This window comes from Candidatus Benthicola sp., from assembly GCF_058719085.1.
Window position 1 is genome coordinate 1 of record NZ_JBZQEK010000088.1, and the last position, 25,625, is coordinate 25,625.

General features: G+C 65.9%; 28 protein-coding genes, 2 tRNA genes and 1 other RNA gene. 6 read left to right on the forward strand and 25 right to left on the reverse strand.

Annotated elements, in window-relative coordinates:
• Positions 1-163 precede the first annotated feature (163 nt).
• From AC36XV_RS06510 to AC36XV_RS06580, 15 genes are all read right to left on the reverse strand, one after another.
• Positions 164-237 (reverse strand) — tRNA-Pro (locus AC36XV_RS06510).
• Positions 238-522: 285 nt separating this feature from the next.
• Positions 523-1,788: a virginiamycin B lyase family protein gene (locus AC36XV_RS06515; protein WP_492202870.1), complete on the reverse strand. Its 1,266-nt coding sequence runs from the start codon at positions 1,786-1,788 to the stop codon at positions 523-525.
• A gap of 141 nt (positions 1,789-1,929) precedes the next feature.
• Complete coding sequence (locus AC36XV_RS06520; RefSeq protein ID WP_492202871.1) at positions 1,930-3,696, reverse strand: carbon starvation CstA family protein; 1,767 nt, start codon at positions 3,694-3,696, stop codon at positions 1,930-1,932.
• Positions 3,693-4,697: an ArsA family ATPase gene (locus tag AC36XV_RS06525; protein ID WP_492202872.1), complete on the reverse strand. Its 1,005-nt coding sequence runs from the start codon at positions 4,695-4,697 to the stop codon at positions 3,693-3,695. Before AC36XV_RS06525 ends, AC36XV_RS06520 begins: the two co-directional genes overlap by 4 nt.
• Positions 4,688-4,975 (reverse strand): cory-CC-star protein, encoded by a 288-nt coding sequence (locus AC36XV_RS06530; protein ID WP_492202873.1) that lies wholly within the window; start codon positions 4,973-4,975, stop codon positions 4,688-4,690. The genes AC36XV_RS06525 and AC36XV_RS06530 overlap by 10 nt, the downstream gene beginning before the upstream one ends.
• Complete coding sequence (locus AC36XV_RS06535; RefSeq protein WP_492202874.1) at positions 4,972-6,012, reverse strand: anti-sigma factor family protein; 1,041 nt, start codon at positions 6,010-6,012, stop codon at positions 4,972-4,974. Before AC36XV_RS06535 ends, AC36XV_RS06530 begins: the two co-directional genes overlap by 4 nt.
• A complete protein-coding gene (locus AC36XV_RS06540; protein ID WP_492202875.1) occupies positions 6,013-6,498 on the reverse strand; it encodes a sigma-70 family RNA polymerase sigma factor in 486 nt (161 codons plus the stop codon).
• Between the two features lie 146 nt (positions 6,499-6,644).
• Entirely contained in the window at positions 6,645-7,190 is a 546-nt protein-coding gene (locus AC36XV_RS06545; RefSeq protein WP_492202876.1) for a hypothetical protein, read from the reverse strand.
• A 14-nt stretch (positions 7,191-7,204) separates the two neighbouring features.
• Entirely contained in the window at positions 7,205-7,828 is a 624-nt protein-coding gene (locus AC36XV_RS06550) for a non-canonical purine NTP pyrophosphatase (protein WP_492202877.1), read from the reverse strand.
• A 10-nt stretch (positions 7,829-7,838) separates the two neighbouring features.
• A complete protein-coding gene (cyoE, locus tag AC36XV_RS06555) occupies positions 7,839-8,819 on the reverse strand; it encodes a heme o synthase (RefSeq protein WP_492202878.1) in 981 nt (326 codons plus the stop codon).
• 120 nt (positions 8,820-8,939) lie between these two features.
• Complete coding sequence (gene rfaE2 / locus AC36XV_RS06560; protein WP_492202935.1) at positions 8,940-9,476, reverse strand: D-glycero-beta-D-manno-heptose 1-phosphate adenylyltransferase; 537 nt, start codon at positions 9,474-9,476, stop codon at positions 8,940-8,942.
• Positions 9,469-10,998, reverse strand: a complete 1,530-nt coding sequence (locus AC36XV_RS06565; RefSeq protein ID WP_492202879.1) for a cation:proton antiporter — start codon at positions 10,996-10,998, stop codon at positions 9,469-9,471. Before AC36XV_RS06565 ends, rfaE2 begins: the two co-directional genes overlap by 8 nt.
• On the reverse strand, positions 10,992-11,534 hold the full coding sequence (gene lptE, locus AC36XV_RS06570) for an LPS assembly lipoprotein LptE (protein WP_492202880.1): 543 nt from the start codon (positions 11,532-11,534) through the stop codon (positions 10,992-10,994). The genes AC36XV_RS06565 and lptE overlap by 7 nt, the downstream gene beginning before the upstream one ends.
• The gene (locus AC36XV_RS06575) at positions 11,506-12,099 is read right to left on the reverse strand and encodes a hypothetical protein (RefSeq protein ID WP_492202881.1); all 594 of its coding nucleotides are present in this window, start codon (positions 12,097-12,099) and stop codon (positions 11,506-11,508) included. Before AC36XV_RS06575 ends, lptE begins: the two co-directional genes overlap by 29 nt.
• A gap of 134 nt (positions 12,100-12,233) precedes the next feature.
• On the reverse strand, positions 12,234-12,677 hold the full coding sequence (locus AC36XV_RS06580) for an acyl-CoA thioesterase (RefSeq protein WP_492202882.1): 444 nt from the start codon (positions 12,675-12,677) through the stop codon (positions 12,234-12,236).
• Between the two features lie 77 nt (positions 12,678-12,754).
• Between AC36XV_RS06580 and AC36XV_RS06585 the strand changes: the two genes are divergently transcribed.
• Entirely contained in the window at positions 12,755-13,492 is a 738-nt protein-coding gene (locus AC36XV_RS06585; RefSeq protein WP_492202883.1) for a UDP-2,3-diacylglucosamine diphosphatase, read from the forward strand.
• On the opposite strand, the gene murI is transcribed toward AC36XV_RS06585, so the two are convergent.
• The 6 genes from murI to AC36XV_RS06615 form a co-directional block, all read right to left on the reverse strand.
• Positions 13,470-14,297, reverse strand: a complete 828-nt coding sequence (gene murI / locus AC36XV_RS06590; RefSeq protein ID WP_492202884.1) for a glutamate racemase — start codon at positions 14,295-14,297, stop codon at positions 13,470-13,472. The two genes, AC36XV_RS06585 and murI, sit on opposite strands and share 23 nt — an antisense overlap.
• Entirely contained in the window at positions 14,294-14,812 is a 519-nt protein-coding gene (locus AC36XV_RS06595; protein WP_492202885.1) for a DUF5683 domain-containing protein, read from the reverse strand. The genes murI and AC36XV_RS06595 overlap by 4 nt, the downstream gene beginning before the upstream one ends.
• Positions 14,813-14,828: 16 nt before the next feature.
• Positions 14,829-14,925 (reverse strand) — tRNA-Sec (locus AC36XV_RS06600).
• 35 nt (positions 14,926-14,960) lie between these two features.
• Positions 14,961-15,338 carry a RidA family protein gene (locus tag AC36XV_RS06605; RefSeq protein WP_492202886.1) on the reverse strand — a complete coding sequence of 126 codons (378 nt, stop codon included), beginning with the start codon at positions 15,336-15,338 and terminating at the stop codon, positions 14,961-14,963.
• A gap of 38 nt (positions 15,339-15,376) precedes the next feature.
• Positions 15,377-17,014: a formate--tetrahydrofolate ligase gene (locus tag AC36XV_RS06610; RefSeq protein WP_492202887.1), complete on the reverse strand. Its 1,638-nt coding sequence runs from the start codon at positions 17,012-17,014 to the stop codon at positions 15,377-15,379.
• Between the two features lie 35 nt (positions 17,015-17,049).
• Entirely contained in the window at positions 17,050-18,138 is a 1,089-nt protein-coding gene (locus AC36XV_RS06615; RefSeq protein WP_492202888.1) for a bifunctional heptose 7-phosphate kinase/heptose 1-phosphate adenyltransferase, read from the reverse strand.
• 102 nt (positions 18,139-18,240) lie between these two features.
• Between AC36XV_RS06615 and AC36XV_RS06620 the strand changes: the two genes are divergently transcribed.
• The 3 genes from AC36XV_RS06620 to AC36XV_RS06630 are packed head-to-tail and all read left to right on the forward strand — an operon-like array spanning position 18,241 to position 20,939.
• A complete protein-coding gene (locus AC36XV_RS06620; protein ID WP_492202889.1) occupies positions 18,241-19,071 on the forward strand; it encodes an MlaE family ABC transporter permease in 831 nt (276 codons plus the stop codon).
• Positions 19,068-19,913: an ABC transporter ATP-binding protein gene (locus AC36XV_RS06625; protein WP_492202890.1), complete on the forward strand. Its 846-nt coding sequence runs from the start codon at positions 19,068-19,070 to the stop codon at positions 19,911-19,913. Before AC36XV_RS06620 ends, AC36XV_RS06625 begins: the two co-directional genes overlap by 4 nt.
• Positions 19,914-19,958: 45 nt before the next feature.
• The gene (locus tag AC36XV_RS06630) at positions 19,959-20,939 is read left to right on the forward strand and encodes an MlaD family protein (RefSeq protein ID WP_492202891.1); all 981 of its coding nucleotides are present in this window, start codon (positions 19,959-19,961) and stop codon (positions 20,937-20,939) included.
• A gap of 19 nt (positions 20,940-20,958) precedes the next feature.
• On the opposite strand, the gene AC36XV_RS06635 is transcribed toward AC36XV_RS06630, so the two are convergent.
• Together AC36XV_RS06635 and ssrA are read right to left on the reverse strand one after the other, a co-directional pair.
• Positions 20,959-21,441 (reverse strand): GreA/GreB family elongation factor, encoded by a 483-nt coding sequence (locus AC36XV_RS06635; protein ID WP_492202892.1) that lies wholly within the window; start codon positions 21,439-21,441, stop codon positions 20,959-20,961.
• Between the two features lie 122 nt (positions 21,442-21,563).
• Positions 21,564-21,923, reverse strand: a transfer-messenger RNA (tmRNA) gene (gene ssrA / locus AC36XV_RS06640).
• Positions 21,924-22,152: 229 nt separating this feature from the next.
• Between ssrA and AC36XV_RS06645 the strand changes: the two genes are divergently transcribed.
• Together AC36XV_RS06645 and AC36XV_RS06650 are read left to right on the forward strand one after the other, a co-directional pair.
• On the forward strand, positions 22,153-22,605 hold the full coding sequence (locus AC36XV_RS06645) for a PTS sugar transporter subunit IIA (RefSeq protein WP_492202893.1): 453 nt from the start codon (positions 22,153-22,155) through the stop codon (positions 22,603-22,605).
• Between the two features lie 3 nt (positions 22,606-22,608).
• Complete coding sequence (locus AC36XV_RS06650) at positions 22,609-22,965, forward strand: hypothetical protein (RefSeq protein WP_492202894.1); 357 nt, start codon at positions 22,609-22,611, stop codon at positions 22,963-22,965.
• A gap of 15 nt (positions 22,966-22,980) precedes the next feature.
• On the opposite strand, the gene selB is transcribed toward AC36XV_RS06650, so the two are convergent.
• Both selB and recO read right to left on the reverse strand, forming a co-directional pair.
• Positions 22,981-24,867: a selenocysteine-specific translation elongation factor gene (gene selB, locus AC36XV_RS06655; RefSeq protein WP_492202895.1), complete on the reverse strand. Its 1,887-nt coding sequence runs from the start codon at positions 24,865-24,867 to the stop codon at positions 22,981-22,983.
• On the reverse strand, positions 24,864-25,598 hold the full coding sequence (recO, locus tag AC36XV_RS06660) for a DNA repair protein RecO (protein WP_492202896.1): 735 nt from the start codon (positions 25,596-25,598) through the stop codon (positions 24,864-24,866). Before recO ends, selB begins: the two co-directional genes overlap by 4 nt.
• Positions 25,599-25,625 lie beyond the last annotated feature (27 nt).

Genomic DNA, 25,625 nt, shown 5'->3' on the forward strand with positions numbered 1-25,625 from the left:
CGGAGAGGTCGATCCGGCGGGCCGAAGCCGCAGCGTTGCCCTTTCAGTCGGGGAGGCGGGGTTTGTCGTCGAGGCGCAGCCGAGACCCTGAGCACGCGTCCGCGTGCGAAGCCACCCGCGGCCGATGCGATCCTCGAACGAAGCTGCAGCTTTCGCCTTTCAGTCGGGGAGGCGGGATTTGAACCCGCGGCCCCTGGCTCCCAAAGCCAGTGCTCTGCCGGACTGAGCTACTCCCCGGTGTGTCTATCCGTGCACCCGCCTCCGGCGGGTCAGCGTTTCCTTCACCCGCAGCCGTATCGGCTCCAGACCACCACCACGACGACGATGGCCAGCAGCGACAAGATCTCGGACATCACCGCTCCCTGTGGACGACAACTCCGCGACAGCAACCGAAGATGACACGGCGGGACGGAGGACGCCATTCCCTGGCCCGAGGGTGCGGACAACTTCCGTCGGCGGACACGAGAACACCCGGTCCCGGCAGCCACGAGAAGACGCGCAGACGGGACCGACCCGGAGCGATCAAGGCTTTAGCTCATCCAACATGCTCCGAGCATTGTCGTTACTTGGATTCAACTCAAGCGATTTCGAAAAAGCCTCGATGGCCTTGGAGACTTCTCCCGCCGCCCGATATCCATCCCCCAGGCTGTCCCAGGTCCACCACTGATTCGGGTAGTCCCGCGCGTTCCACTGGAACACGGACACCGCGGCGTCCACTCTTCCCTCCTCGAGAAGGCGGTAGCCGAGAGCGTTGGCCTCCAATCCGGTAAAACCGGGGTGCCGCTGCCGGTACGTGTCGTACGCGGCCTCTGCCGCCGTGATGCCCCCGTGATCCAGAGCGGTGAGAAGCGTCGCGGTGAGTCCCGGCAACTCGATGCGCCGTACCACGCTGAGGGGTGAGAGCTTCCCGCGGTCCCTGAACGGCAGAAGATAGTCGTTGGTGTACAGGATCGTGCCCTGCGGATTGGCCGCGATCCCGTTCGGAGTGGCGAAGCTCGCCTCATCCCCGGGACCGTCGACCAGACCGAAGCTGCCCGATCCGGCCAGAAGGCCGACGTCGCCGTCGAGGGTGACCGAATACACCCGATTCGAACGAAAGCCCGTCACGTATAGCATCTCTCCGGCATACGTCACGTGCCCGCTGCCGTTGCCCGGTATGAAGGCGAACTCGGATACTTCTCCCTCGGGCGTGACCTTCAGCATGCGACTGTCGCTGAAGTTGACCACGTAGAGATTCCCCTCCGGGTCTCTCGTGATTCCATTCGGGCAGTTGAACCGATCGCTCGAGGCGAACGCTTCGACCTCGCCGTCCGGTGAGACGCGCGAAACCGAATTGCCCCGGCAGTTGACCACGTAGGCCGTGTCGGATGCTCCCATGGCGATGCCGACCGGCCCTTCGAGACCCTCTGCGAAGATCTCATATCGCCCGTCGCGCTCGACCCTCGCGATGAAGTCGCCGTGGAAGCTCGACTGCAGAATCCGCCCCTTCGAGTCGACGGCATTACCCGAGGCTCCGTACATGCCATCCGTGAGGACGCTGACCTCCCCCGCCATCGTGACCTTCCAGATCCGGTCACCGAAATCGGCCACGTAGAGGGTCCCGCCCCTGTCCACGGTCAGGCCACCCACCGCCCCGGGCAGGGTGTCCGTCAACGTCGACACCGCAACGGGCGGCATGTCACCCGTCTGCGCCTGAGCGGGCCGGAGAGCCCCCCCGAGCAAGGAACCTCCCAGAAGCCCGATGCCCACCACAGCCGTCCGAATCCTCAAAGTCTCGACACGTCGCATACCCGCTCCTCCCGTCGTCCTCCACCCGCCATCGGGGCCCCGATGGATCTTCCCCCCATGGACAATCGACGGGGCCCGAACGCTTAACGGAGCGATGATGCCGCCCGGCCCGGCCTGGCGCCTTTGTGGATCTGGAGCAGGTCAGTCGAATTCTCGGGTGTCGGCATCCGGCCGGCCGAGGCCGAGCCGCCTGAACGCCGCCGCCCCCTCGAAGAGGAGCCAGATCTCGAGGACGAAGATCGCGCCTCCGACCACCACGAGAAGAACCTGATCTTCCGCCGCGAAGCGCACGAGGTTGAGGGTCATCGCCCAGGTCGTGATGAAGAGCAGAAAGATCATCGGAACGGCCGTGACCCAGGCCTTCCGTCCGAGCTGCAGCAGAAAGAGCGTGAGAACGAGCAGGCTGAGTCCCGCGAGGAGCTGGTTCGTCGTCCCGAACAGCGGCCACAGCCGCATCCCACCGGCGCCCCGGTCGAGCCCGAGCGCCAGCAGGGCGCACGTCGACACGGCGATGAAGGTGGCCACCCACCGGTTCTGGACCGTGCGGATACGGTACTCGGCTCCCAGCTCGGCGATGATGTACCGCTGAAGTCGAACGCTGGTGTCGAGCGTCGTGGCCGCGAAGCTGATGACGACGACGGCGGCGAAGATCGTGGCCACCCGGTGCGGGATTCCGAGTCCCTCCGCCAGCACCCCCACTCCGTTGACGAAGGCAGCCGTAGCCCCCGATGAAGCGGCGGCCCAGCTGCCGTAGTGCGCGTGCCAGCCGTCGATGCCCACGAAGAGAGCAAACCCCGCAGTGGTCGCCAGGATCGACGTCAGCGCGAGAGCCCCTTCCCCCAGGGCGCCCCCGTATCCGACGTACCGCGCGTCCGGCTCACGATCGAGTTGCTTCGAGGACGTTCCGGAGGCCACGAGTCCGTGGAACCCGCTGATGGCTCCGCAGGCGATCGTGATGAAGAGCAGCGGAAACCAGCCAGGTGCGTCCGGGGGGAGATGGTGGTTCACGGCAGGAGCCACGACGGTCGGATTCGTGACCAGGACCCCGAGTCCGATGATGCCGAGTGCCACGAACAGCTGGTGCCCGTTTACGTAGTCGCGAGGCTGCAGTAGAAGCCAGACCGGCAGCACGCTGGCGAAAAAGGTGTAGACGAAGAGGATGATGATCCAGCCGACCCTCTGGCCGTCGCGCGCCGCCGCCTCAACCGCCGCCGCGGAATCGCCTCCTGCCGCGTTCATCTGGGCCGCCGTCGGCGCCAGACCCAACAGGTCCGGAAGCGTGAAGGGCGCGTACTGCCCCAACCAGATGAGCAGATAGAGTATGGCGAGAGCGGCCAGGGAAGGAACGAGAATGCCCGCACCGGTCCTGTAGATCAGGAAGCCTACCACCAGCGCAACCGCGAGGCTTCCCCATACCGGCAGAACGGCTCCCGGATTGCTCATGAAGAGGTTCGCGATGATGACGGCGAACACCGCGTTCACCATGAGGAGAAGGAAGAAGATGAGGAGGAGAAACAGGACACGAGCCCGGTCTCCCACGATGGACTCGGCCAGCGTGCCGATGGAATTGCCCTTGTGCCGAGTCGAGATCCACAGCGTACCGAAGTCGTGCACGGCTCCGGCGAACACGGTTCCGAGGACCACCCAGAGGAACGCCGGCAGCCAGCCCCAGATCACGGCGATCGCCGGGCCGACGATCGGCGCTGCGCCGGCCACGGAGGTGAAATGGTGGCCGAAGAGCACGTGGCGATTCGTGGGCACGAAGTCCACGCCGTCCTCGAACTCGTGCGCCGGGGTGACGAAGTCCGGATCCAGGCGATAGATGTGGCGCGCGATGTACCTCGAGTAGATACGGTACCCGGTCAGGAAAGCCGCGGCCCCGATGACCAGCAGAAGGATGGCGCTCAACGTTCCTCCTCGGGCCCGTCACCCCTGAGCCGGGAGAGGAAATCGAGCAGTTCTTCGCGGCCGACGGGATCCCGGTCGAGGAGCGGCATGCGGGCGATCGGCCACCGGCTGAACTTCTTCTGGATCTCGAGGAGCTGCGAGGCCTCGCGAGCCTTCCGACGGACCAGAAAGGGATCCTCGGACCCGTCGGGGAGAACCTGATTGATGATCACTCCTCCCACCGGAATTCCGGCACTGCCCAGGGCCGCGACGACCCTCTCGGTTTCTGCCACCGGCAATCGCTCGGCGGTCGTGACGAAGACGAAGGCCGTGCGATCCCGATCACGAAGAACGTCCCGGATGCGTTCAAAGCGAGTCCGCCTCTCCTCCAGGGCCGCCAGGACGACGTCCCCGCCCGGTCCCTCGGATCCGGCGGCTGCCCCATCCACGCGCCGCCACATCTTTCCGAGCGCCGAGACCTTCCGCCGCTGCGCGACCAGAGACTCGACCCACGCGGCCATCCGCTCGGGAAGTGTCAGCAGCTGGAGCGTGTGGCCCGAGGGGGCCGTGTCGAACACGATCCGGTCGAAGCCCTCTTCATCGATCAGGCGAGTGAACCGATCGAACAGCGCGGCTTCTTCGGCGCCCGGCGAGGCACGTGCGAAGTCCAGCTGTGACTCGATCTCACGGTTCAAGCGGGGCGGGATCGCCTGGCTGATGCGGTCCGAGACCTCCCTGATGTATCTCTCCGCCTCCGTAGAGGGATCGAGTTCGATCCCCCACAGGCACTCCGTCACCAGACGTATCTCGTCGTCCAGAGGTCGACCGAGCACGTCGCTGGTGGAATGAGCCGGATCGGTCGATACCAGAAGTGTCCGGAACCCGTCAGCGGCCGACTGAAGGGCCCACGCCGCTGCCAGAGTGGTCTTCCCGACCCCTCCCTTGCCACCGAAGAAGACCAGCGGTCGGGACATCGCACCGCCCGAACCCATCCACCGGCTCGCTCCTTCCGTCAGCAGCACCGGAAACCTCCCTCGGGTGCCTCCTCCAACCCCAATCGTCGATGCCATTCGTGGAAGTTCTCGAGCATCTCGGGCAGCATTTCCAGCGTGTAGAGGTGCAGGGGGCTCGGGACGCCGAGCAGATCGGAGAACGCGAGCAAAAAGAGGAGGTCCCGTTGCCGCAGGTACTCCCTGTGAATCGAGGCCCGGTAGGGAGCTACGTACACTCCCTCGTAGATCTGTCGGGCGGCCAGAAGGCGCCGCCGCCACTCCCCACCATGGGCGCCGAGGTCGCTCACTGGATGTCGCAGGAGATTCGGACGAGCCGTACCGGGCCCCTGTTCTCACCGCCCCGGCCGGTGGGATCTCTCACCCTGCCCTCACCGACCCAGTCCGAGCCCGTCCTCTCGAGTCTGAGCGTCAGAGTCTCCTGTTCGGGGGCCGTGATCAGCTGCACCCAGAGCGAATCCCGGTCAGGGACGCCCCACATCGCCTCCTGCAGTCTTGCCACGGCACCGCCGGGAACGACGACGGCGAAGACGGGAGAGCCGGTACGACCGGGCGCAGGCTGCTCTGTGAGCTCCAGATCTCCGGGGACATACCCGACTCCGGGAGACCATGAGAACTCCAATCGATAGCACCCCGTGGCCGCCATGGGCAGCGGAAGCGGGAGTCCAAGGGGTAGGTCGTGCCAGGTCGGGATCGCCACCTCCGCCACTCGGCTCCGCGTTCTCAGGGCCTCGGCCGAGGGCTCCGCGACCTCTTCGGCCTCGGGAGCCGGAGCCCTCGCCTCGACTTCGGGCTGGCCCCGCCTTCCCTCCGCGGCGCTATCGATCCGGCTGGCAGCGTCACCTCGGACGTCCGTTACCTGGCCCTCGTCGCGATCCGCTCTCTCCGCTTCCGACGCCTTCTCGGCCCTCGATTCGACGGAGGGCTCCACCTCCGCCTGGAGCACGATCTCGGCGGGTGCTCCTGCGTGAAACGGGTCCGTCCAGCCCTTCTCGACAAGCAGGGCCCGCGCCATCCACCCGGCTCCCAGCGCCAGCATGATGCTGGCTGCCCAACCAAGGCGCTGGACCGAGCGCCAGCGGTTCCCGGCTCTGGAAACGGAGCCTCGCGCCCTTTCCTCGATCGCCTCGAACGGAGGTCCCCCTCGGTCCGGGACGACAGAAGCCAGGATGGCCGCGGCATCGTCCCGCACCTTGCTTTCTCGATCCAGTCGGGCAGCACATTCCGCGCACGTGGCAAGGTGCTTCCGAATCGACTCTGCGTCCTCGGCTTCCTCTACGGCCCCATCGAGCCAGCCGTGCAGCTCCCCTTCCGAGAGGTGCTTCATTCAGCCCTCCCCCCTCTCGAACGCTTCGACGAGCCTCTTCCTCGCTCTGGACAACGTCGTGCCGATCGCCCCCCGGGCCAGTCCTGTCTGCTCCGCGATTTCATCGTAGCTCAGACCCGCATCCCAGAGGAGCAGGACCTCACGGTCTCTATCCCCCAGGGTATCGAGAGCCTCGCGAACTGCCTTCAGGCGCTCCTTCTTCTCGATCTCCGCGCCGGAGTCCGGAACCGTCGCGCCGCCCTGCTCCACCCGAACGAGCTCGAGGTGACGACGCCGACGCTGCGCGGTCCGTGCTTCATCGCGTGCCAGATTGCGTGCCACCGAGAAGAGCCACGCCCGGGGCTGTTCCGGTTCGTGACGCAGGGCGCGAACGAAAGCTTCCTGGGCCAGATCGTGTGCACGGTCCTCCGCCCACACGTGCCGGTAGAGAAAGCGGACGAGCTCCTCGTACGTCTCCTCGAACACCTTCGCCCAGTCGGTACCCAAGCCTCTCCTCGTTCAGCGGGATCGTGCCCGGCACGCTGAACATAGTGCGGTCGGCCCGACAGGGAGACGGTCCAACCCGGATGACGCATCAGCGTCCCCCGGTTGCACAGGCGGCGCGACCGGTGCCGAACCGCGTGCCCCCGGACTCAGGGAAGGTAGGCCGCGGGGATGGGCTCCGAATCCGTCTCGCCCTGCCAGTAAATGTTCACCACCCACCAGCGCTGCCCGTCGTGAAGAAGCTGAAAGCTGTTGATACCCCGGGCAAATGGCTCTCCAGCGGGCTCGTTGCGGGACTCGTACGTGCTGAAGGCATGCGCGATGTGGCCGTACCGCTCCTCGACCCTGTGAATCTCGACCTCGTAGAACGGGTTCTCCGCAAACCAACCGGTGGCCTGATCGATCCAGTCCTGCAGACTGAGGTACTGGATTCCGATCTCGCCCTCGGGATTCATGTACGAGGGAATGAGGCGGGCCTCGGGGAGAAAGAGCGACCGCATTCGGTCCCAGTCCCTCTCCTCTCCGGCGGGGCCCGAAATGACGTCGTACACGGCCGCCATGATGGCGTCGACGGACTCGACATCCTTCGGGTCGGCCGTGGGAGCTTCCTGCGCGTATGACCTTCCGCCGGTCGCGAGCAGGAGGAGGGCGCCGAGCAGAACGTGGGATCGATGGATTCGCCGGGCGATGCTCATGGTCACTCCTGTCTTCATGGATCGATGTGAAGCCACCGGCGGAGCGAACGAACCGCGGCGGCTCGGTGGCTGATCGAGGCCTTGATCTCGGGCGGGAGCTCTCCCACGGTTCGTCCGTATTCTGAAACGTAGAACAGCGGATCGTAGCCGAAACCCTCGTCACCTCGCGCTTCTCGACCGATTCGGCCATGGAGCCTGCCGGTCAGGACGAGGGAACGACCTTCCTCGACCAGGGCCAGCGAGCATTGGTAATGCGCTCCCCGTTCGGAATCCGGAACGCTCTCCATCAAGCGCAGAAGACACTCGTTGTTCGCCGCATCTTCGTCCGGCCCCGCCATGCCGTGATCGGTCGCCAACCGGCGAGAGCGGACCCCGGGCGCTCCGTCCAGAGCGTCCACGCACAGCCCGGAATCATCGGCGATCAGGGGCCGCCCGGTATGAAAGCGATAGAAACGTGCCTTCGCCAGGGCATTCTGCTCGAAGCTCTCATACGTCTCGACCGCATCTTCACCGGGCAGCGGAGAGACTCCCGCCTCGGACAGCGAGATCACCTCGACATCAAGATCGGCGAGGAGCCCGGAAATCTCTCTCGCCTTGTGCGGGTTGCGTGTGGCCAGGAGGTACGTCCGGGCTGCCACGATAGCCACCCTACCGTGGCGACAGCGGCTGCTTGGCCGTCAGGGAGACCGATGCATGGGTCGAATCCGGCATCGGACGTGGCCCCATGTCGAGAGTCAGCACGAGGAGAAGGACGGGCAGGTAAAGCAAGGAAACGCGGAACAGGCTTCGCGCAGTGAGAGAGCTTCCTCTGAGGGCGAATCGAAGGGCGCTCAGCACATAGGCTGCCGTGAGGAGGAGAGCCGCGAAGGCATAGACTTCCCCCGACATCCCGAGCAGCACCGGCAGCAGCGTCGTCGGGAGCAGCGCGATCGCATAGAGAACCGACTGGTGTCGGGTCTGTCGGCCCTCCGGGTCCGCCACCCCCAGCATCTTCAGACCCCCGCTTCGGTAGTCCTCCCTGTACATCCAGGCGAGTGCCAGAAAATGAGGAAGCTGCCAGAAGAAGAGGATGCCGAACAGCGCCCAGCCGCCGGGACCGAGAGACCCCGTCGCCGCCGTCCAGCCCCCGAGGATGGGAAGGGCCCCGGGAATCGCGCCCACGATGGTGGAGAGCGAGGAGACCCGCTTCAGAGGAGTATAGACCAGCACGTAGATCAGGACCGCAATCAGACCGAGCAGAGCCGTCAAACCATTGACCCATGCGACGAGCACGAGGAGGCCGAGAATGCAGAGAGCCAGCGAAAAGTAGGTGCCGGCGCGAGCCGTGACCCGTCCCGCCGGAAGGGCCCGGTCCCGCGTTCGGATCATTCGCGCGTCGATGTCCCGCTCGATGACCTGATTGAGGGCGCTGGTTCCCGCCGCCACGAGGCCGATGCCGAGGGAGGCGACGAGCAGGGCTCGGACGTCCGGCGTCCCCCCGGTGCCCAGCAGGAAGCCGGCCCCGGCGGAGATGAGAACCATGAAGGTGATGCGGGGCTTCGTCAGCGAGAGCAGGTCTCGCAAGCGGTTGCTCCCCACCCGCGGGGTCTCCGGCGAGGCCCCGCTTCCCGGCCCTGTCGTTTGGCTCACTCGTCGTCTCCGGTTGCGCATGCCGTCCGGTGCTCCGTGCCCTCGACGGCGCCCGCCGACGCGCGTCGCCGGCGGGGCGTAGCTATTTATGCGCTGCTCCCCGTTCGGCGCAACGTGGCGCTACTTCGGAGCCGCTCTCGCTTCCTGGATCCTGCGAACCAGACCGGAGCTCGAGAGCCCGGGTTCGAGTGGGATTCGCACCACCGTTCCGCCTGCCGCTCGAACGGCGGCGGCCCCCGCGATCTCCGACTCGTCGTAGTCGGCTCCCTTGACCAGCACATCGGGAAGGAGCTGCTGAATGAGTGCTTCGGGTGTGTCCTCGTCGAAGATGGTGACCCCATCCACGTAGCGCAGCGCCGCGAGGAGCGAAGCCCGGTCTTCCTGCGACTGGTACGGCCGGGTCGATCCCTTGAGCCGGCGGGTGGACTCGTCCGAGTTCACGGCAACCACCAGCCGATCGCCCAGTGCCCGAGCCGCCCGAAGCGATGCGACGTGGCCCCGATGGAGCAGATCGAACACCCCGTTCGTGAAAACGAGGCGCCCCTCCCGCGGCCGCCCGAATCGCCTCAGTAGCTCCGATCGATCCAGGATCGGAGCCGGATCGGGGACGCTTCCCGGGGAGCTGTCCGGAAGTGCCGGATCAGACGAATCAGAAATGCGTGTCCTCCAGTTCGTCCACCGACGGAGCAGCCGGCTGCGGGTGGGCAGCGAAGAGCAGCTTGAGCACCGGCGGGACGATGAACGTCGACAGGATGACCATGATGAGGATCGCGCTGTAGACGGCTCCGGACAGGATGCCCGCGGTCAATCCGATCGACGCGAAGATGAGCCCCACCTCGCCGCGAGGCACCATTCCGACGCCCACGACGATCTTGCTGACACCGGCCCGACGCACCGCCAGACCTGCCACTAGCTTACCGACGATGGCGATCGCGGTCAGGATGAGGCCCACGATGAGAACCGCCAGGTCGAAGTCGGTCGATCCCGGAATGAACAGGTGCACGTTGACCGGAGCTCCCACCACCACGAAGAAGATCGGCGTGAAGACGTCGGCCACGGGCTCGATCTTCTCGACCACGGAGTCGAACTGATTGGTGGAAGAGAGCACCAGGCCGGCGGCAAAGGCGCCGATGATCATCGCCGACCCCGCCCAGTCGGCCAGGGCCGCCACCCCGAGCGCGAAGCAGAACGCGGTGACGAGGAGAACGCCCCTCACCCTCATTCGATCCACGAAATCGAACAGGACCGGAGCAAACCGGTTTCCGATCAGTACGGCGAGCACCAGGAAGCCCACCGCGAAGACGAAGATCTTGCTGATCGCGAACAGGCCGACCGCGGCCCCCGACGCCAGTCCGGCGACCACGGCCAGGATGACGATCCCCAGCACATCGTCGATCACCGCGGCCCCGATGATGATCCGGGCCTCGGACGTGTGCATGCGCTCCAGGTCGGAGAGCACTCGAGCGGTGATGCCGACCGACGTGGCCGTGAGCGTCGCTCCGACGAAGATGGCCACGATGGCGAAGCTGATCCCCTCCGGGTGAACTCCGATGGCCGGGTTGGCGAAGTACCAGTAGAGAAACCCGAGGCCGAACGGAACCACGACCCCGATCAATGCAACGGCCGAGGCGGTCCTTCCGACGTTGAACATCTCCCGCAGGTCCGTCTCGAGTCCGATCTCGAAGAGGAGTATCGAAACGCCGATCTCGGCGAAGACGTGGATGATCTCATACATCTCGGTGCCGGCGTCCGGTATGATGCCGAGGACGCTGCCGCCGAGGATCACCCCGGCGACGAGCTCACCGAGAACCGCCGGTTGCCCGCGCCTCTCCACGAGTTCCCCGAGGAACTTACCCGACAGTAGAATGGCGATGAGAATGAAGAACACGTCCCGGATCCGCGGTCCGTGTCCGCCCTCTCCCGCCTCGGAATCCGTGGCGTGCTCTTCCGAGGCGCCCGCTTCGTGACCCGTCGCCTCCTGTAGGTTAGGGGCCTCGACCCACACGCCGACGGCCACCGGGGTGGTCTCCGCGGCTACGGCCTCCTGCGGCCCCGTGACCCTGCCCTCGGCCGAGTCCCCTCGGGTCTGGGGTCCACCGAACACGAACCAGAGCCCCCCGGCAAGAAGGGCGAGTCGGCGGAGCTGCCTCCAGCGCGAGCCCGTTCGCCGGGTCACCATTGAGATTGGGCTCCGTCGACGATCTTCTGCACGAGGTTGTCCAAGGCGACATCCTGTCCGGTGGTTTCGCCAGCCGGATCCGCGGGACTGTATTCTCCGTCTCCGCTGATCGAGGCGCCGTTGTAGATGATCTGGTTACGACTCCGGTCTATGATCTGCACGGAGGCTACGATGGTCACCTGCCGCTGGAAGACCGCTGCGCCGACGTCCTCGACCCCCTGAAAATTCATCGCCCGGTCCGAGTAACGGGAGAGCTCCGCGACGATGGTCGCGTCGGCCTCTCCCTCGGCTGCCAGCTGAACACCCAGATTGCCGCGAACGGCGTCCAGAAGACGCTCGGTGAACGGCTGCGTGAGACCGAATTGGGTGGTCCGGTTCTCGATCGGAGGCACGTAGACCGTCTTGATGTGGGACGGAAGGCCACCCCCTCCTGCGAACGTATAGTTGCAGCCTCCCAGCACGCCGGCGAGCGACGCCGCGATCAGCAGGCCGCGAGCGATCCGGACGTCAGGGAAACGGGGGAAGCTCGTATACATACGCCGGATGGCTCTCCTGCTCGTACTTGACTTCGGTGACCTTCCAACGGACCCGGCTGTGCTCGACGAGATTACGGTACTCCGCTTCGACCGGCCACGCCGCCCCGATCTCCCAGTCGATGTTCACGCGCTGCACGGTACTTCCGTGCCGACGTTCCTCCACCCGCCGGAGCCTGCCGTCCCGAACAAAGTAGTAGGTCCGGCGGTCGTTCGACGTCTCGTATACGAGGACCGAGTCGGCCCCGGCGAGATATCCTTCCGGCGACCCGCTTCCTGGACGAAACAGGCCCGCCATCGCGTAGACGAACTCGAGACCCGGGATCTCGACATCTTCGATCTCGCCGAGGCTCCGGAGCTCGTCACCCGCCACCGCGATCGCCATCGCGACATCCCCGGACGTGAACAGGTCGACGCGCAAGCTGTCGGGGGGATTGTAGCGCCCGACTCCCTCGCCCCCGACATCTCCTCGCCGGTCCGCGTATCGCCAGTCGAAGTTGAGGGTCGCCGGAACCGATCGTCCTCCAACGGCGGCCATCCGGTCGGCCACCGCCGCAGGGCCCCGCAACGGCGGTCCGCTTTCGATCGAATGCACGCAACCGGTCAAAGCCAGCCACACGACCGCGACGCGGGCCGGGCGGAAGCTACCGGCACTGAAGGACCCGAGCAAGAAAACGGGGGCGCCCGGCGAGAGCCGCGGTCTCACCGTTCCTCTGCCTCGGATTCGAGCAGGAGCGTGTGGAGAACGGAGGACAGATGGCCGGGGATCCGCATGGCCCGACCGGACTCGTTGGCGCAGACGAGGCGAGTGGTTCCGCGGGCCAGCGACTCCGCGGATTCGGCCAGTCTCGCGTGATACGAGAAGGTCACGGTGCGGCTACGAACGTCGCTCACGGATGTCTCGATCTCCACCAGGGAGTCGTAGGGGGCCGCTCCCAGGTACTCGATCTCCACGTTCGCCACCGGAAGTCTGATCCCCTGCTCCTCGAGCTCCGAGTAGGCGACTCCGGCGCTTCTCATCAGCTCGGTGCGTCCCAGCTCGAACCAGGCCAGGTACACCATGTGGTGCGCCCGCCCCATCTGGTCGGTCTCCGCATAGCGAACCCTCAAACGCGTTCGCTCGACTCTGGCGGCGTCCTGGCTCATCGCCAACCTCCCGGCTCCGGGGCTTCACCGCGTCCCGGCCGTTTCACGTTCGTCAGCGGCAGTCTATACTTCGCGCCATGGAAAGGTCCACCGTCGTCATATCCGACGCACATCTGGGAGCCGCCCCCCCGGAGCACGAAAGTGCGCTGATGGAGTTCCTCGCGCAGGTGCCCGGGACGACGGCGGATCTCCTGATCAACGGAGACCTGTTCGATTTCTGGTTCGAGTACGAGACGGTGGTCCTCAGTCGACACTTCAAGGTGCTCCGCGTTCTGTCGGAGATCGTCGAAGCCGGCGTACGCATAAGGATGCTGGGAGGAAATCACGATTCGTGGGGCGGGAAGTTCCTGGAGAACGAGATCGGAATCGAGCTCGTCGCGGGACCGGTCGTGACCGATGTCGGCGGTCGCCGGACCTACGTCGCCCATGGCGATGGCCTCGGAGGGGGAGATTGGGGGTACCGGGCACTCAAGACCGTGATCCGGAGCCGCCCGGCGCGAGCCGCCTTCCGGCAGCTCCACCCCGACTGGTCCGCGCGACTGATCCGGCTCGTCAGCCGCACGGAGAGCCGCCACGACCGTCCGGATGACCGGGGCAGCGACGTGCGGGCGGACAGGCTCCGTCACTTCGCACGGGACCTGCTCGCCACGGACCCGCAGCTGGACCTGGTGGCGTTCGGACACTGCCACCGGCCGGAGCTGCTCGAGGTCAGCCCGGGTCGATTCTACCTCAACTCGGGTGACTGGCTGCACCATTGCACATGGGCCCGGGTTTCGCCCGACGAAATCGTGCTCAACCGGTGGAATCCACGCTGACCGTCTCCAGATGGTCGACTTCCTGGCCGAGTAGCCTCCGTGCCAGCGAGTCGAACCGCGCGGCCTCGTCGGTTACGTAGTAGCGGGCCTCGCCCGGGGCCTCACCCTTTGAGGCAAGCGCTCCGGCCCGGAGCATCTCTTCCAGGGCCTCGGCCGTCGCCTGGGCCGAATCGATCAACACCACGTCGGATCCGGCGACCCGACTGAGAAGCGGCTTCAGAAGCGGGTAGTGCGTGCAGGCGAGGACCAGGGTATCGATGTCGCGCGCGAGGAGCGGCCGCAGGTAGCGCTCAGCGGCCAGTTCCGTCACGTCGTCATCGACCCAGCCCTCCTCCACCAGAGGTACGAAGAGGGGACAGGCCTGTTCATATACGATCGCTTCGGGGCGGTGCCGGTGGATCACCTCGTTGTACGCCCGACTGGCGATCGTCCCCCGGGTCCCGATCACGCCAATGTGGCCGGAACGCGAAGCCCTCACGGCGGCGCGGCCACCTGGTTCCACCACTCCGAGAACCGGAACCCCCGCCCTCGCTTCCACCGCTGGCAGCGCTCGGGCCGTGGCGGTGTTGCAGGCCACGACGATCGCCTTCACGCCCAGGCCGAGCAGAAAGTCCGTCGCCTCGATCGCGTACCGGGTGATCGTCTCCGCGGCCTTCGGCCCGTAGGGTACGCGCGCTGTATCTCCTAGATAGACGGTGGCTTCCGAGGGTAGGCGATCGCGAATCGCCCCGAGAACGGTCAATCCCCCGAGGCCCGAATCGAACACTCCGACGGGAGCATCCCTTCCGCGCGTTTCTTCGCTCACTCAGGCCCTCCGACGGGGACGGAGTACTGAATCGCCACACCGGGCGATCCGTCCGGCGGAGGGACGATCGCGCCCTCGAAGTCCCACATATTGGCCGACACCCATGCGTCTACTCCCGAGAACAGGGCCCAGAAGACCGCCAGAACGATCCAGTCCTCCTTCTGAGCCTTACGTGACGAGATGAGGTCTTCGTCTCCGATCCTCTCCGCCGAGCTCAACTTCGCCTGGGTCTTGAACAGCATCCAGAGCGATGCGCTCTCCATGGCAAAATAGAAGGCGCCGCGTACGGGTCTTCCGACGGCCGCCTGGCCCCAGCCTGGGAGCACGAGGCTTCGGAAGAACGCCCCCATGGGACTGACCGGCGGGCCGGCCGGCGCCGGTGCGGTGCTGACGACCGGCGACTCTGCGTTTGTGACGGAGGCCGCGGAATCGGTCGCTGCCAGACTGGAGGAGTCCGAGGAAACGGGTTCCTGCGCCGTCGCTCGTCCCGGGACGGTGAGCAGAAGCAGGAGCATCAGAAGCACGGGGAGGTGGCGGGAGCGTGTGGGAGTCGAACCCACCCGGGACGCTGTTCGCACCCCATAACGGTTTTGAAGACCGCAGGCGACACCGGCCGCCATCCGCCCCCCCTGTCGCGTCGAACCGTCTCCCGGCCGCACGACCTCAGGCTCGTCGCGCAACCACGTCGATTTCGACTCGCGCTCCCTTCGGAAGAGCCGCCGCTGCCACGGTGGAGCGCGACGGATACGGGTCCGAGAAGTATTCTGCGTAGATCTCGTTCACCTTCGGAAACTCGCCCATATCGACCAGGTACACCGTCGTCTTCACGACGTGGCCGAACGACAGACCGGCATGATCGAGGATCGCCCCGACGTTGTCCAGCGCGCGGCGCGCCTGCGTCTCGACGTCCCCGCCCGCGAATTCGCCGGTCTCCGGATCCAATCCGATCTGACCGGCGGTGAACAGAAACCCGTCGGCTTCCACCGCCTGCGAGTAGGGGCCGATGGCAGCCGGAGCCCGATTGGTGTGCCACGCTCGCATCCGATGTTCCTTTCTCGAGTCAGAAATGGGCCCGAAGGTCAGAACAGTCCTTCGATCCGCCCGTCCGAATGCACCCGCATGCCCTCGGCCGCGGGCCTGGCGGCCAGGCCGGGCATCGTCATCACGTCTCCCGTGAGGGCTACGATGAAACCCGCGCCGGCCGAAATCCGGAACTCGCGGACCGTGATGTCGAAACCGGTCGGCCGGCCGAGGCGGCTCGGGTCATCAGTGAGCGAGTACTGGGTCTTGGCGATGCAGACCGGAAGGTCGCCGAGCCCGTTCTCGACGATCTGCGGCACCTGCTTCGACGCAGCCGCCGTCAGGGTCACTCCCTCGGCGCCATAGACTCGCGTGGCAATGGCGTCCAGCTTCTCTTCGAGGCCGAGATCCAGCTCATACAGGGGCTCGAAGCGGGCATCGCCTTCGTCCAGCGTCGAAAGCACCTCTTCCGCGAGCGCGATGCCCCCTTCCCCTCCGCGAGCCCAGATGTCGCACTCGGCATACCGCACCCCGGCCCGGTCGAGCACGTCCGCGAGCGCGCGAACCTCGTCATCGGCATCGTCGGAGAACCGGTTGATCGCGACGACCACGGGAACGCCGAACTGCCGCACGTTCTCCACGTGGGCCAGTAGGTTCTCGTATCCCGCGTTCGCGTCGCCGGTCACGGCCACGTGATGGTTCAAGGCCCGCAGAGTGGCAACGATGACGGCCGCCTTCGGGTCCAGCTCGCCCATGCGACACTTGATGTCGAAGAACTTCTCGGCTCCGAGATCCGAGCCGAAACCGGCCTCGGTGACGACGATGTCGGCCAGGCGAGCGCCCGCACGTGTCGCGATGAGCGAGTTGCAGCCATGAGCGATATTGGCAAACGGTCCTCCGTGAATCAGGGCCGGACCGCCTTCGATCGTCTGCACGAGATTGGGAGCCAGCGCATCCCTCATCAGCAGCGCCATCGCCCCGTCCACGTTCAACTCGCCGGCTCGGGCGAACGAACCGTCCGGCCGAGTGCCCAGGACGATCCGAGATACCCTCGCTTCGAAGTCCTCCAGATCGGTGGAGAGACAGAAGATCGCCATGATCTCCGAAGCCGCCGTGATCGTGAACCCGTCCTCTCTCGGCAAGCCCTGCATCGGCCCCCCCAGCCCGATGACGACGTTGCGCAGGGCCCGATCGTTCATGTCGATTGCCCGCTTCCAGTTGATCTTGCGGGTGTCGACGCCGATCGAATTCCCTCTTTGCAGGTTGTTGTCGAACACGGCGGAAAGGAGAGAATGCGCCGATGTGATGGCGTGAAAGTCTCCGGTGAAGTGCAGGTTGATCTCTTCCATCGGTAGGACCTGCGAATACCCGCCACCCGCGGCTCCGCCCTTGATGCCGAACACGGGCCCCAGCGAGGGCTCGCGAAGGCAGAGCATCGTGCTCCGCTCGAGCCGTCGGAGCGCCTGCGCCAGTCCCACGGCGACGGTGGACTTCCCTTCCCCCGCTGGCGTCGGCGTCATGCCGGTGACGAGCACGACCTGTCCGCGGGGATCTCTTCCCTCGAGGGCCTGCGGAGTGATCTTGGCCATGGTGTGGCCATAGGGCCGGAGGTCATCGGGGGTCAGTCCGATTTCTGCAGCCACATCGACGATGGGACGAAGGGTAGCCTGTTGTGCGATCTCGATATCGGTAGGCATCGTTGTGCTCCCGTGGTGTTATCCGTTCCGCGCCCTCATGAACTCGCGTCTCTCCCTCGAACCTCCTCCAGGAGATCGGCGCGCGTCACCGGCACCGCTCCCAGACGGGTCACTTCAATCCCCGCGGCCAGGTTGGCAAGATACGCGGCTTCGCGGACCCCTGCGCCTCCCAGCAGACCTACCGCCAGCACGGCCGTGACGGTATCCCCGGCCCCCGTGACGTCGAACACCTCGCGGGTCTCGGGTGGCAACAGCTGCGTGTCCTTCCCCGGCTCGACCAGAAGCATGCCCTCATCACCGAGGGTCAGGAGGAGACAGTCACACCCCAATCGATCGAGCAAGGGCTGAAGCGTGTGCTCGTCCCGGGGTGCCCGCTCCAGCCCGAGCGCCGCCGCCAGCTCCCTCGCGTTCGGCTTGAAGACGGTCACCCCGGGAAAGTCGAAGAAGTGCCGCAGCTTGGGATCCACGACCGACGGGATCTTACGCGCTCGAGCCCGCGCGATGAGCGCCCTGGAAAGCTCGCTCTGCAGAACCCCTTTGTCGTAGTCTTCGATCACCAGTGCGTCGGCCCACTCGAGTGCCTCCATGGCCCGCCCCGCCAGGCGTGCCCGCGCCTCTCCTTCCAGAGGCATCGGATCTTCGTGATCCACGCGCAGCATCTGCTGCTGACGCCCCACGATTCGGGTCTTACGCGTGGTGGGGCGATCGGGGACCGGTACGAGGTCGGCTCGACTGACGCCCGCAGCCTCGAGGCGATCCCCGAGCACGTTGCCCGTATCGTCTTCTCCCGTGGCGGCCACCAGGCGGCAGGTGCACCCGAGCGCCGCTACTCCCATGGCCACGTTGGCCGCGCCTCCAGGGGCGGATCGCTCCGATTCCACACGCACGACGGGCACCGGGGCCTCGGGCGACACGCGATCCACGGAACCCGTGAGGTACACATCCAGCATCGCGTCACCGACGACCAGGACCCGCCCTTCGCTGGCGTGATCCAGGAATCGCCTGGTCTGCTCGTAGTTCACGTGAGGAGGCTCTGGAGACACGTTCTCGTCTTGCGTCCGCTGTGGATCCCGGGTAACCTGCCGCGAGGACAGTCCGCCGCAGGAAAGCGGCGTCGAAGTCACGGTCCTGCCGTCTCCGCTGCACTCGTGCCGGGCAGGACCCGCGCGCGCGAAACTAGTCGCGGGACGCTGGGGAGTCAAAGCCCGGGAGAGGGTCAGCCCGTCATGAGCTTGCGCGAAACGGCCCGCACCCCTCTGCACTTTCTCAACGAGACTCTGAAGGGCTGGGCGTTCAACACGCAGGAGTATTTCCTGCTTCTTGGGAGATCCATCCGCGGCAGCCTCTCCCGACCGTTCTATGCACGGGATGTGGTCATCCAGATGGACGCGATTGGTGTGGGGTCCATAGGGATCGTGATCCTCACCGGTCTGTTCACCGGTATGGTGCTGGCCCTGCAGTCGGCCGTCGAGATGAAGCAGTTCGGTGCGACCATCTACATCGGGAGACTCGTGGGGGCCAGTACCGTCCGGGAGCTCGGCCCCGTCCTCACGGCTCTCATGGTAACCGGGCGGGCGGGATCAGGCATGGCGGCCGAGATCGGAGCCATGAAGGTCACGGAGCAGATCGACGCCCTCTACACCATGAGCGTGGACCCGGTGCGGAAGCTGGTCGTGCCCCGTTTCGTGGCCGCGCTGATCTGTCTCCCTCTGCTCACCATCGTCACCGACGTAGTGGCCGTTCTCGGCGGCATGCTGATCGCGGTCGTCAAGCTGGACCTGACGGTGGACCTGTACATGCGCTCGGTGTACCTCACCCTGTCCGAGACCGGATTCATCTTCCGCTACGTGCCGATCGACCTGTTCGGCGGCCTGCTCAAGCCCGTGTTCTTCGGGGCCATCATTGCCCTCACGGGATGCTATTTCGGCATCAAGACCACCGGCGGCACCGAGGGAGTGGGACGGGCGGCGACGAGGGCCGTGGTGACCACTTCCATATTCATCCTGGCCACGGACTACTTCCTTACCCAGATGCTGATCGCGCTGTTGATCGAATGAACCGGAGAGATTCGCTGGACCTCTGGGACTCCCAGATGCGGAAGGATCTCCGTCAGGAGGTGCGGAAAGCACTTGCCGATCTCGGCGACGAGGGCCCCGCTCCGTACCTGTCGGGACCGGTTGTCGAGCTCAAGGACGTTCACCTGGCGTTCGGTGACCACTCCGTCCTCGAAGGCGTGAGCCTCGACCTGCACAAGGGAGAGACCCTGTCCGTTCTGGGTGGCTCGGGAGCGGGCAAGTCCACCATTCTCAGGCTCATTCTCGGCCTGTCGGCTCCGGATTCCGGTGCGGTCCTGGTGGAGGACACGGACGTATCGATGGCGCCGCTACGGGAGGTACTGGCGGTTCGCAGGAACATGGGCATGGTGTTTCAGGAGGCCGCGCTCTTCGACTCCCTCACCGTGTACGACAACGTGGGCTTCTACCTGCACGAGCATACCCATCTCTCCGAGGAAGAGATCGGGCGCAGGGTGCGGGAGTCCTTGCTGCTCGTGGACCTGGAGCCGGATCAGGTGTCGAACCTGTTACCGGCGGAGCTCAGCGGCGGGATGAAGAAGCGCGTGGGCATCGCTCGGGCCGTGGTCCATCGGCCGCGACTGCTGTTGTACGACGAGCCCACGAGCGGACTCGATCCGATCACCACCCGGACGATCAACGATCTGATCATGAAGCTCCAGCGCGAGCTCGACGTCAGCTCCATCGTCGTGACTCACGACATCCGTTCGGCCTTCCGTATCAGCAACCGGGTGGCTCTATTGTCGGATGGGAGGCTCGCGTTCGTCGGAGGGCCGGAGGAGATGGTGGGATCCGAGGACGCCTACGTGCGAGAGTTTCTGCGATAGGATTCATGCCGCGGGCAAGCCCGTGCGGAACCGGCGGGAGATGCATTGAGACGAGGCGCAGCCGTTACGTGGGAACAGGTCCGGGTCGGGCTGCTGATCCTTGTGGCCCTGACCATCCTGTCGCTCGGCGTGTTTCTGGTCGGCGACACGGGGCACGTATTTGGAGAGCGTTACCGACTCGTCACGCTCGTTCGCTCGGCCTCCGGTCTCGTTCCCGGGGCCGCCGTCCAGCTGGCCGGGCAGACGGTGGGACAGGTCGACGCAATACGGTTCATACCGCCGGATCAGCGCGAGGGGCGCAGAGACGCGGTGGCGATCTGGATGGCGATCAACACCGACGTCCGGGACCAGATTCGATCCGATTCCCGGGCACAGGTGCGCACGCAGGGCCTGCTGGGCGACCGGATCATCGATATTCGGCCGGGAAGCTCCGAGGCCGCGGTGCTACAGCCCGGCGACACGGTGCCTGCCGCCGCCTCCCTCGACTACGATGCGCTTCTGGCCGAAGGCGCCGCGGCCGTGGGGGACCTGACGGACGTGGCCAGGAACCTCTCGGCTCTGACGGAGGGGCTACTGGAGGGAGAGGGGACCCTCGGACGTCTCGTCGTCGATGATGCACTGTACGACCACATGGTGCGGCTGGCCGAGAGCCTGGATACCCTCGTGGCTTCCGCTGCCGCACCCGAGGGCAATCTCATGCGCATCCTTCAGGACGACACGCTCTACACGGCGGCTCGGGCCGCGGTCGCCCGATTCGACACCCTCACGCGCACGGTTCTGGAAGGAGAGGGAACCCTGGGTCAGCTGGTCCGATCCGACAGCCTGTACCGGGAGCTCACCGGCGCAGTCACCCATGCCGATTCCCTTCTGGCGGGGCTCCTGGCAGGCGAGGGGTCGGCGGGACGGCTGATCGAGGACCCGGAGCTCTATGAAGAACTCCTGCGCACCCTGGTCGAACTGAACGCGATCCTCGAGGATGTGAGAGTCGATCCGTCCCGCTACGTCCCCGAGATATCGGTTTTCTGAGGCGCCGCGGCCCGCAGGCTCAGTCCTGCGATTCCCCGAGCTCGTGCAGGGTTTCGAACGTCAGGACCCGATACCGGATGCGGCCGTTCGGCAGGGGCACCTCCACCTCGTCGCCGTGCGCCTTGCCGAGAAGCGCCTTGCCGATCGGCGAGGCCATCGAGATCTCGGCCTTCTCGAAGTCGAGGTAGTCGCCGAAAGCCAGGGTGTACTGCTCGACGGACTCATCGTCCAGGTCCATGACCTCCACCCTCGATCCGAAGCCGATTCGATCCGCCGGGATCTGCTCCAGATCGACGTCGCTCAGTTCCCCCAGGCGACGCGAGATGTGATCGAGTCGCGCGCGGACGAACTGCTGCCGCTCCAGCGCCGCGGTGTATTCGGAGTTCTCGCTGAGGTCTCCCTGTGCGACCGCCTTTTCGATCTCCCGCGGGAGCGTCACGTTCAACTCGTGAAGCAGTGCCTCCGATTCGCCGTTCAAGCGCTCCAGAAGTTCATCCAGCACGGTACGAATCTCCTTGTGGCCGGGTCCACAAGGCCGCCCCGGTCGCCCGTCGGCAAGCAACCGCCACGACGGCCCAATAATGAAAAACGCCGCGCCCCGGCACAGCCGGAGCGCGGGTGTATCGATGGAGGTGCCGGGAATCGCACCCGGGTCCGCGAAGCCTTCCCCTTCGGTCTCTACGTGCGTATTCGAGGATCGAATCTCACCGCTGACAGGGCTCCTCGACGGCGCCGCCCGCAGCCAGCCACTCGGCTTTCGCCTTCTCGCTCATCCAGCCCGTAGCCTGCTGAGTGAGCCAGCCCGAATCATCGTCGCTCCCCTTGCCGCCTCGGGCGGGCCGCCCGGGGAACGGGCTACGTGGTTACGCAGCCAGAGCCAAGTTGTCGTTGGCAGTTGTGTGTTTTCCCGGTGTTTCACGAGGTCCCGGGAACCTCGGCACGCTACCTCAGGATCCGAAAACACGTCGAATCTGATTCACCCCCTGATTGTCAAGCAACGCCCATAAAGCGCACGTGAGGGCCACCCGCGGCAGCCCTCACGTGTATTTCACACTACGCTGGCTTCCAGGTTCCGTCAATCGAGCCGTCACCCTGTGCGCCCTTTCCCCCGCGTCCTTTGACAGCGTTTCGGCCACTTGAATATACTCATCGGGCTCACCGACACGTGAACGCCCGGGTCGATGCCGCCGTGCTCGACCAGGAGAGGACATATATGCAACTGCGCGATTTCTTTACCCTCGAGGCGATCAATCTCGACCTGGCAGCCGAGACCAAGGACGAGGCCCTCCGCGAGCTCGTGGGGCTGCTGGGATTGGACGAAAAGTCCAGGGGCATCCTCTTCAAGATGCTCAAGCGAAGGGAGAACCTGGGATCCACCGGAATCGGACGGCGCATCGCCATCCCACACTGCCGATCTCTCGTGGTCAATCGGCTCCGGGTAGCCTTCGGACGCAAGCTCTCCGGCATCGATTTCGACGCGATCGACAAGAAGCCGGTGCAGCACGTCTTCCTCATCGTCGCTCCGCCCCTCGAGGTATCCAACCAGTACCTTCCCGTGCTGGGCAGGATCGCCCAGTTCGGCAAGGAGCCCGATGTCCCGGAGAAGCTCGCGGAGATCCAAACCCCCGAGGAGTTCATCGCCCTCCTGGAGGAAAAGGGAGTCTGATCCATGCACCCGCAGCTTGAGATCCTGCTGGAGCTGCAGGACCTCCAGAGTCAGCGTCGCAGCCTTCACGATCAGAAGCTTCTCGACGTGGAGGAAGCCGTGTTCGACCTCAAACCCGCCGAGGCGCTGGCGCTGCTCGAGGAGAAGATCGGCGAATTGACCGGCCGCCTCGAGCCGCCGATCGAGCGCCGGTATCGAGACCTCGCTTCGACACTCGACCGGGCCGTCGCGCCCGTGCTGAATGGAATCTGCTACGGGTGCTTCGTGGCGACGCCTACGGCCTGGTCGTCAGAGGCCACTCGAAACGACACGCTCGGCGTGTGCGACCACTGCGGTCGCTTCCTGTACTACGTGGACTGAGGGCTCGATCGCAGGTCAGGTGTCGCCAGCGGTCCTTCCTTCGGCCGTGCGTCGCGTGACGCCTCTTCTGTCCATGTGCTCGAGAAGCGGGATCAGGTGCTTGCGAGTCAGCCCGAGGGCGGCTCTGAACTCTCCCGGAGACGCGGCGTTCCGCCCCGCGATCTCTCGCACGGTCTTTGTCGCCCGCTCCTCCTCGGCGCGTGTCACGTAGATCTCAGGGCTGATCCTTACGATCTCTCCCTTCTCCTCGAGTAGTCCCAGAAGATCGTTCAGCAGGTTGCGATCCAGGTCCAGACTTCTTGCCAGCTCCGAGGGATCGGGGGGAGCCAGTCCTGCCGCGGTCAGGACCTCGAGCAGGCGTCGCTTTGCCCGAGCCTCGGCCGGACTCAACTCCACACGGTGGTCGGCCCGCCGGACCCCGGGGCCGTCCACCTCGACGACTCCGGCTCGCGCCAGCTCCTTCACGACGTGTCCCAGAAGATCGGGCGAATAGCGGGACGAGAGCCCCGCGCGAAGCGACTCCAGCGGAATCGTCGACTCCCGGCGTCTGCGGCGATGCGCCTCGCCGAGGTAAGACAGGACCGCGTCGGCCGCGACCGCCGCCGCCTCGGCATCGTACCACCTTTCCCCCAACTCGACCCCGTCGTCCGACCCGCGGAGGATGTGGGCAATGGCTCGAGGAGAGAGTCCCGTCACGATGGGAAGATCGGCGGAGGCCACGCCGACTCCTCCCGCGAGACGGAGCGCCGCGACAACGGCATCTTCTCCCGAGCCCGTGATCAGGGCTTCCCAGTGCCCCGTTTCCCTGCGCCACGTCCTCCCGGGATCGAGTCGGCATACCGTTCCACCGCCCACCGTGGTCACCGGGGAGTAGAACCGCAACACGAACCGGTCCCGTACCCGGGCCTCGATGACGTCCTCGCAGTGAAGGACGGCCCAACCGACCCTCCCGGGCGGAATGGGTCCTCGGTCTACGGTCCGCGTCCGGGCCATGACTTCACGAGTGCCGAGGTACAGGCGCACGCGCTGACCGTGCTCGATGGCCCGGGTCGATACGGAAGGCACCTCGATTCGCACACCCAGCCGCGTGCTCTGGCGCCAGGCCTCGTCGGAGACGATGACGCTTCCCCTGCCCGCGTTTCCCACGTCGACTCCAACGAGCGCCATCGCGCAGCGGCGTCCCGGTCCGACGGATTCCTCCTCCCTGCCGTGCGTTTCCAGAGACCGCACACGGGCGGATAGATCGGTCGGGAGGATGCGCACCCGGTCTCCCACCCGGACCGACCCGCTCCACGTCGTCCCCGTAACCACCGTGCCCGCCCCCCTGACCGTGAAGCTGCGGTCCACCGGCATGCGAAAGAGGTCGTGATCGTCCCTCGAAGGGGCTCGTTCCCCCGCCTGCTCGATCTGCTCGACCAGCGCGCCCAGTCCGTGTCCCGTGCGCGCAGAGACGTCCACGATCGGCCAACGATCGTGACCGAGGGTCCGCATCAGCTCCTCGCGCGTCGCCTCCCGAGCGAGTTCCACCCACTCGCCATCGACGTTGTCGACCTTGTTGAGCGCCACGACACCTTCGGTCACGCCCAGCAACCCGGCGATCAGCAAGTGCTCACGCGTCTGTGGCATCGGTCCCTCGTCGGCGGCCACGACGAGAAGCAGGACGTCCACCCCCGTGCAGCCCGCCAGCATGTTCTTGACGAAGTCCTCGTGCCCGGGGACATCCACCAGGCCTGCTTCGATGCCTGCGGGTACGGCGAGCGAAGCGAAGCCGATGTCGATCGTCAGGCCCCTTTCCCGCTCTTCGGCCCACCGATCCGTTTCGACTCCCGTGAGAGCCCGCACCAGTGCCGTCTTGCCGTGATCCACGTGCCCTGCCGTACCAACGATGAGGGCGCGGCTCACGGCAGCTGCTCGGCGAGAAGGAACTCGAGAGACCGTAGCCGGATTCCCTCCGTCGCATGGTGACGAATGAACTGCACGAGAAGGTCGAACTGATCCCGCCCCGGCGTGGATGCCGTCGGATGTCCGCCTGCCAGCCGTCGAAGCTCGTCAATCTCCTCCGGGGAGAGGGCGCCGGCACCCGGCAGGCACCGGTCGCACAGGAGAGCGCCTTCACGCACGTCCAGCCGGCCTCCGCGGGCGTCCATCGGGTCCCCGCATCGCGAGCAGTCTGACAAATCGGGTGCGAAGCCCAGGACCTCCACCAGCCTCCAGATTGCAGCGAGGGCCCTGCCTCCCACCTGCCGTTCTTCCGCCTCGACCAGTCCATCCAGCCCGGCCGAGAGCGTCTCGAACAGGAGGAGATCCCGCTCCGCCGGTGCCAGTCGCAGTACCAGTTCACACAGCACGCTGGCGGCCGCGTAGCGTCGCAGGTCGCGACCGAGCGCCTGGCGCTCGCGGATGAGTTCGAAGCCCGACAGGGTGTGGAGATCCCGATCGGGTTTCAGGTAGAAGATGGCCGTGCCGTCGGCGAAGGGCTCCAGCACTCCCGACAAGCGGCTCTTCGGCCTGAGCGCGCCACGGGCCATGACGGACTGCGGTCCGTGCTCCAGCGTCAGGAGACGCAGGATCTTGCTCGTGTCGCTATAGGCATGGGTCTGCAGCACGAGGCTGCGCGTCTGGATGATCGGCACGTCGGCAAGCTACCCGAGGGCCCGTCG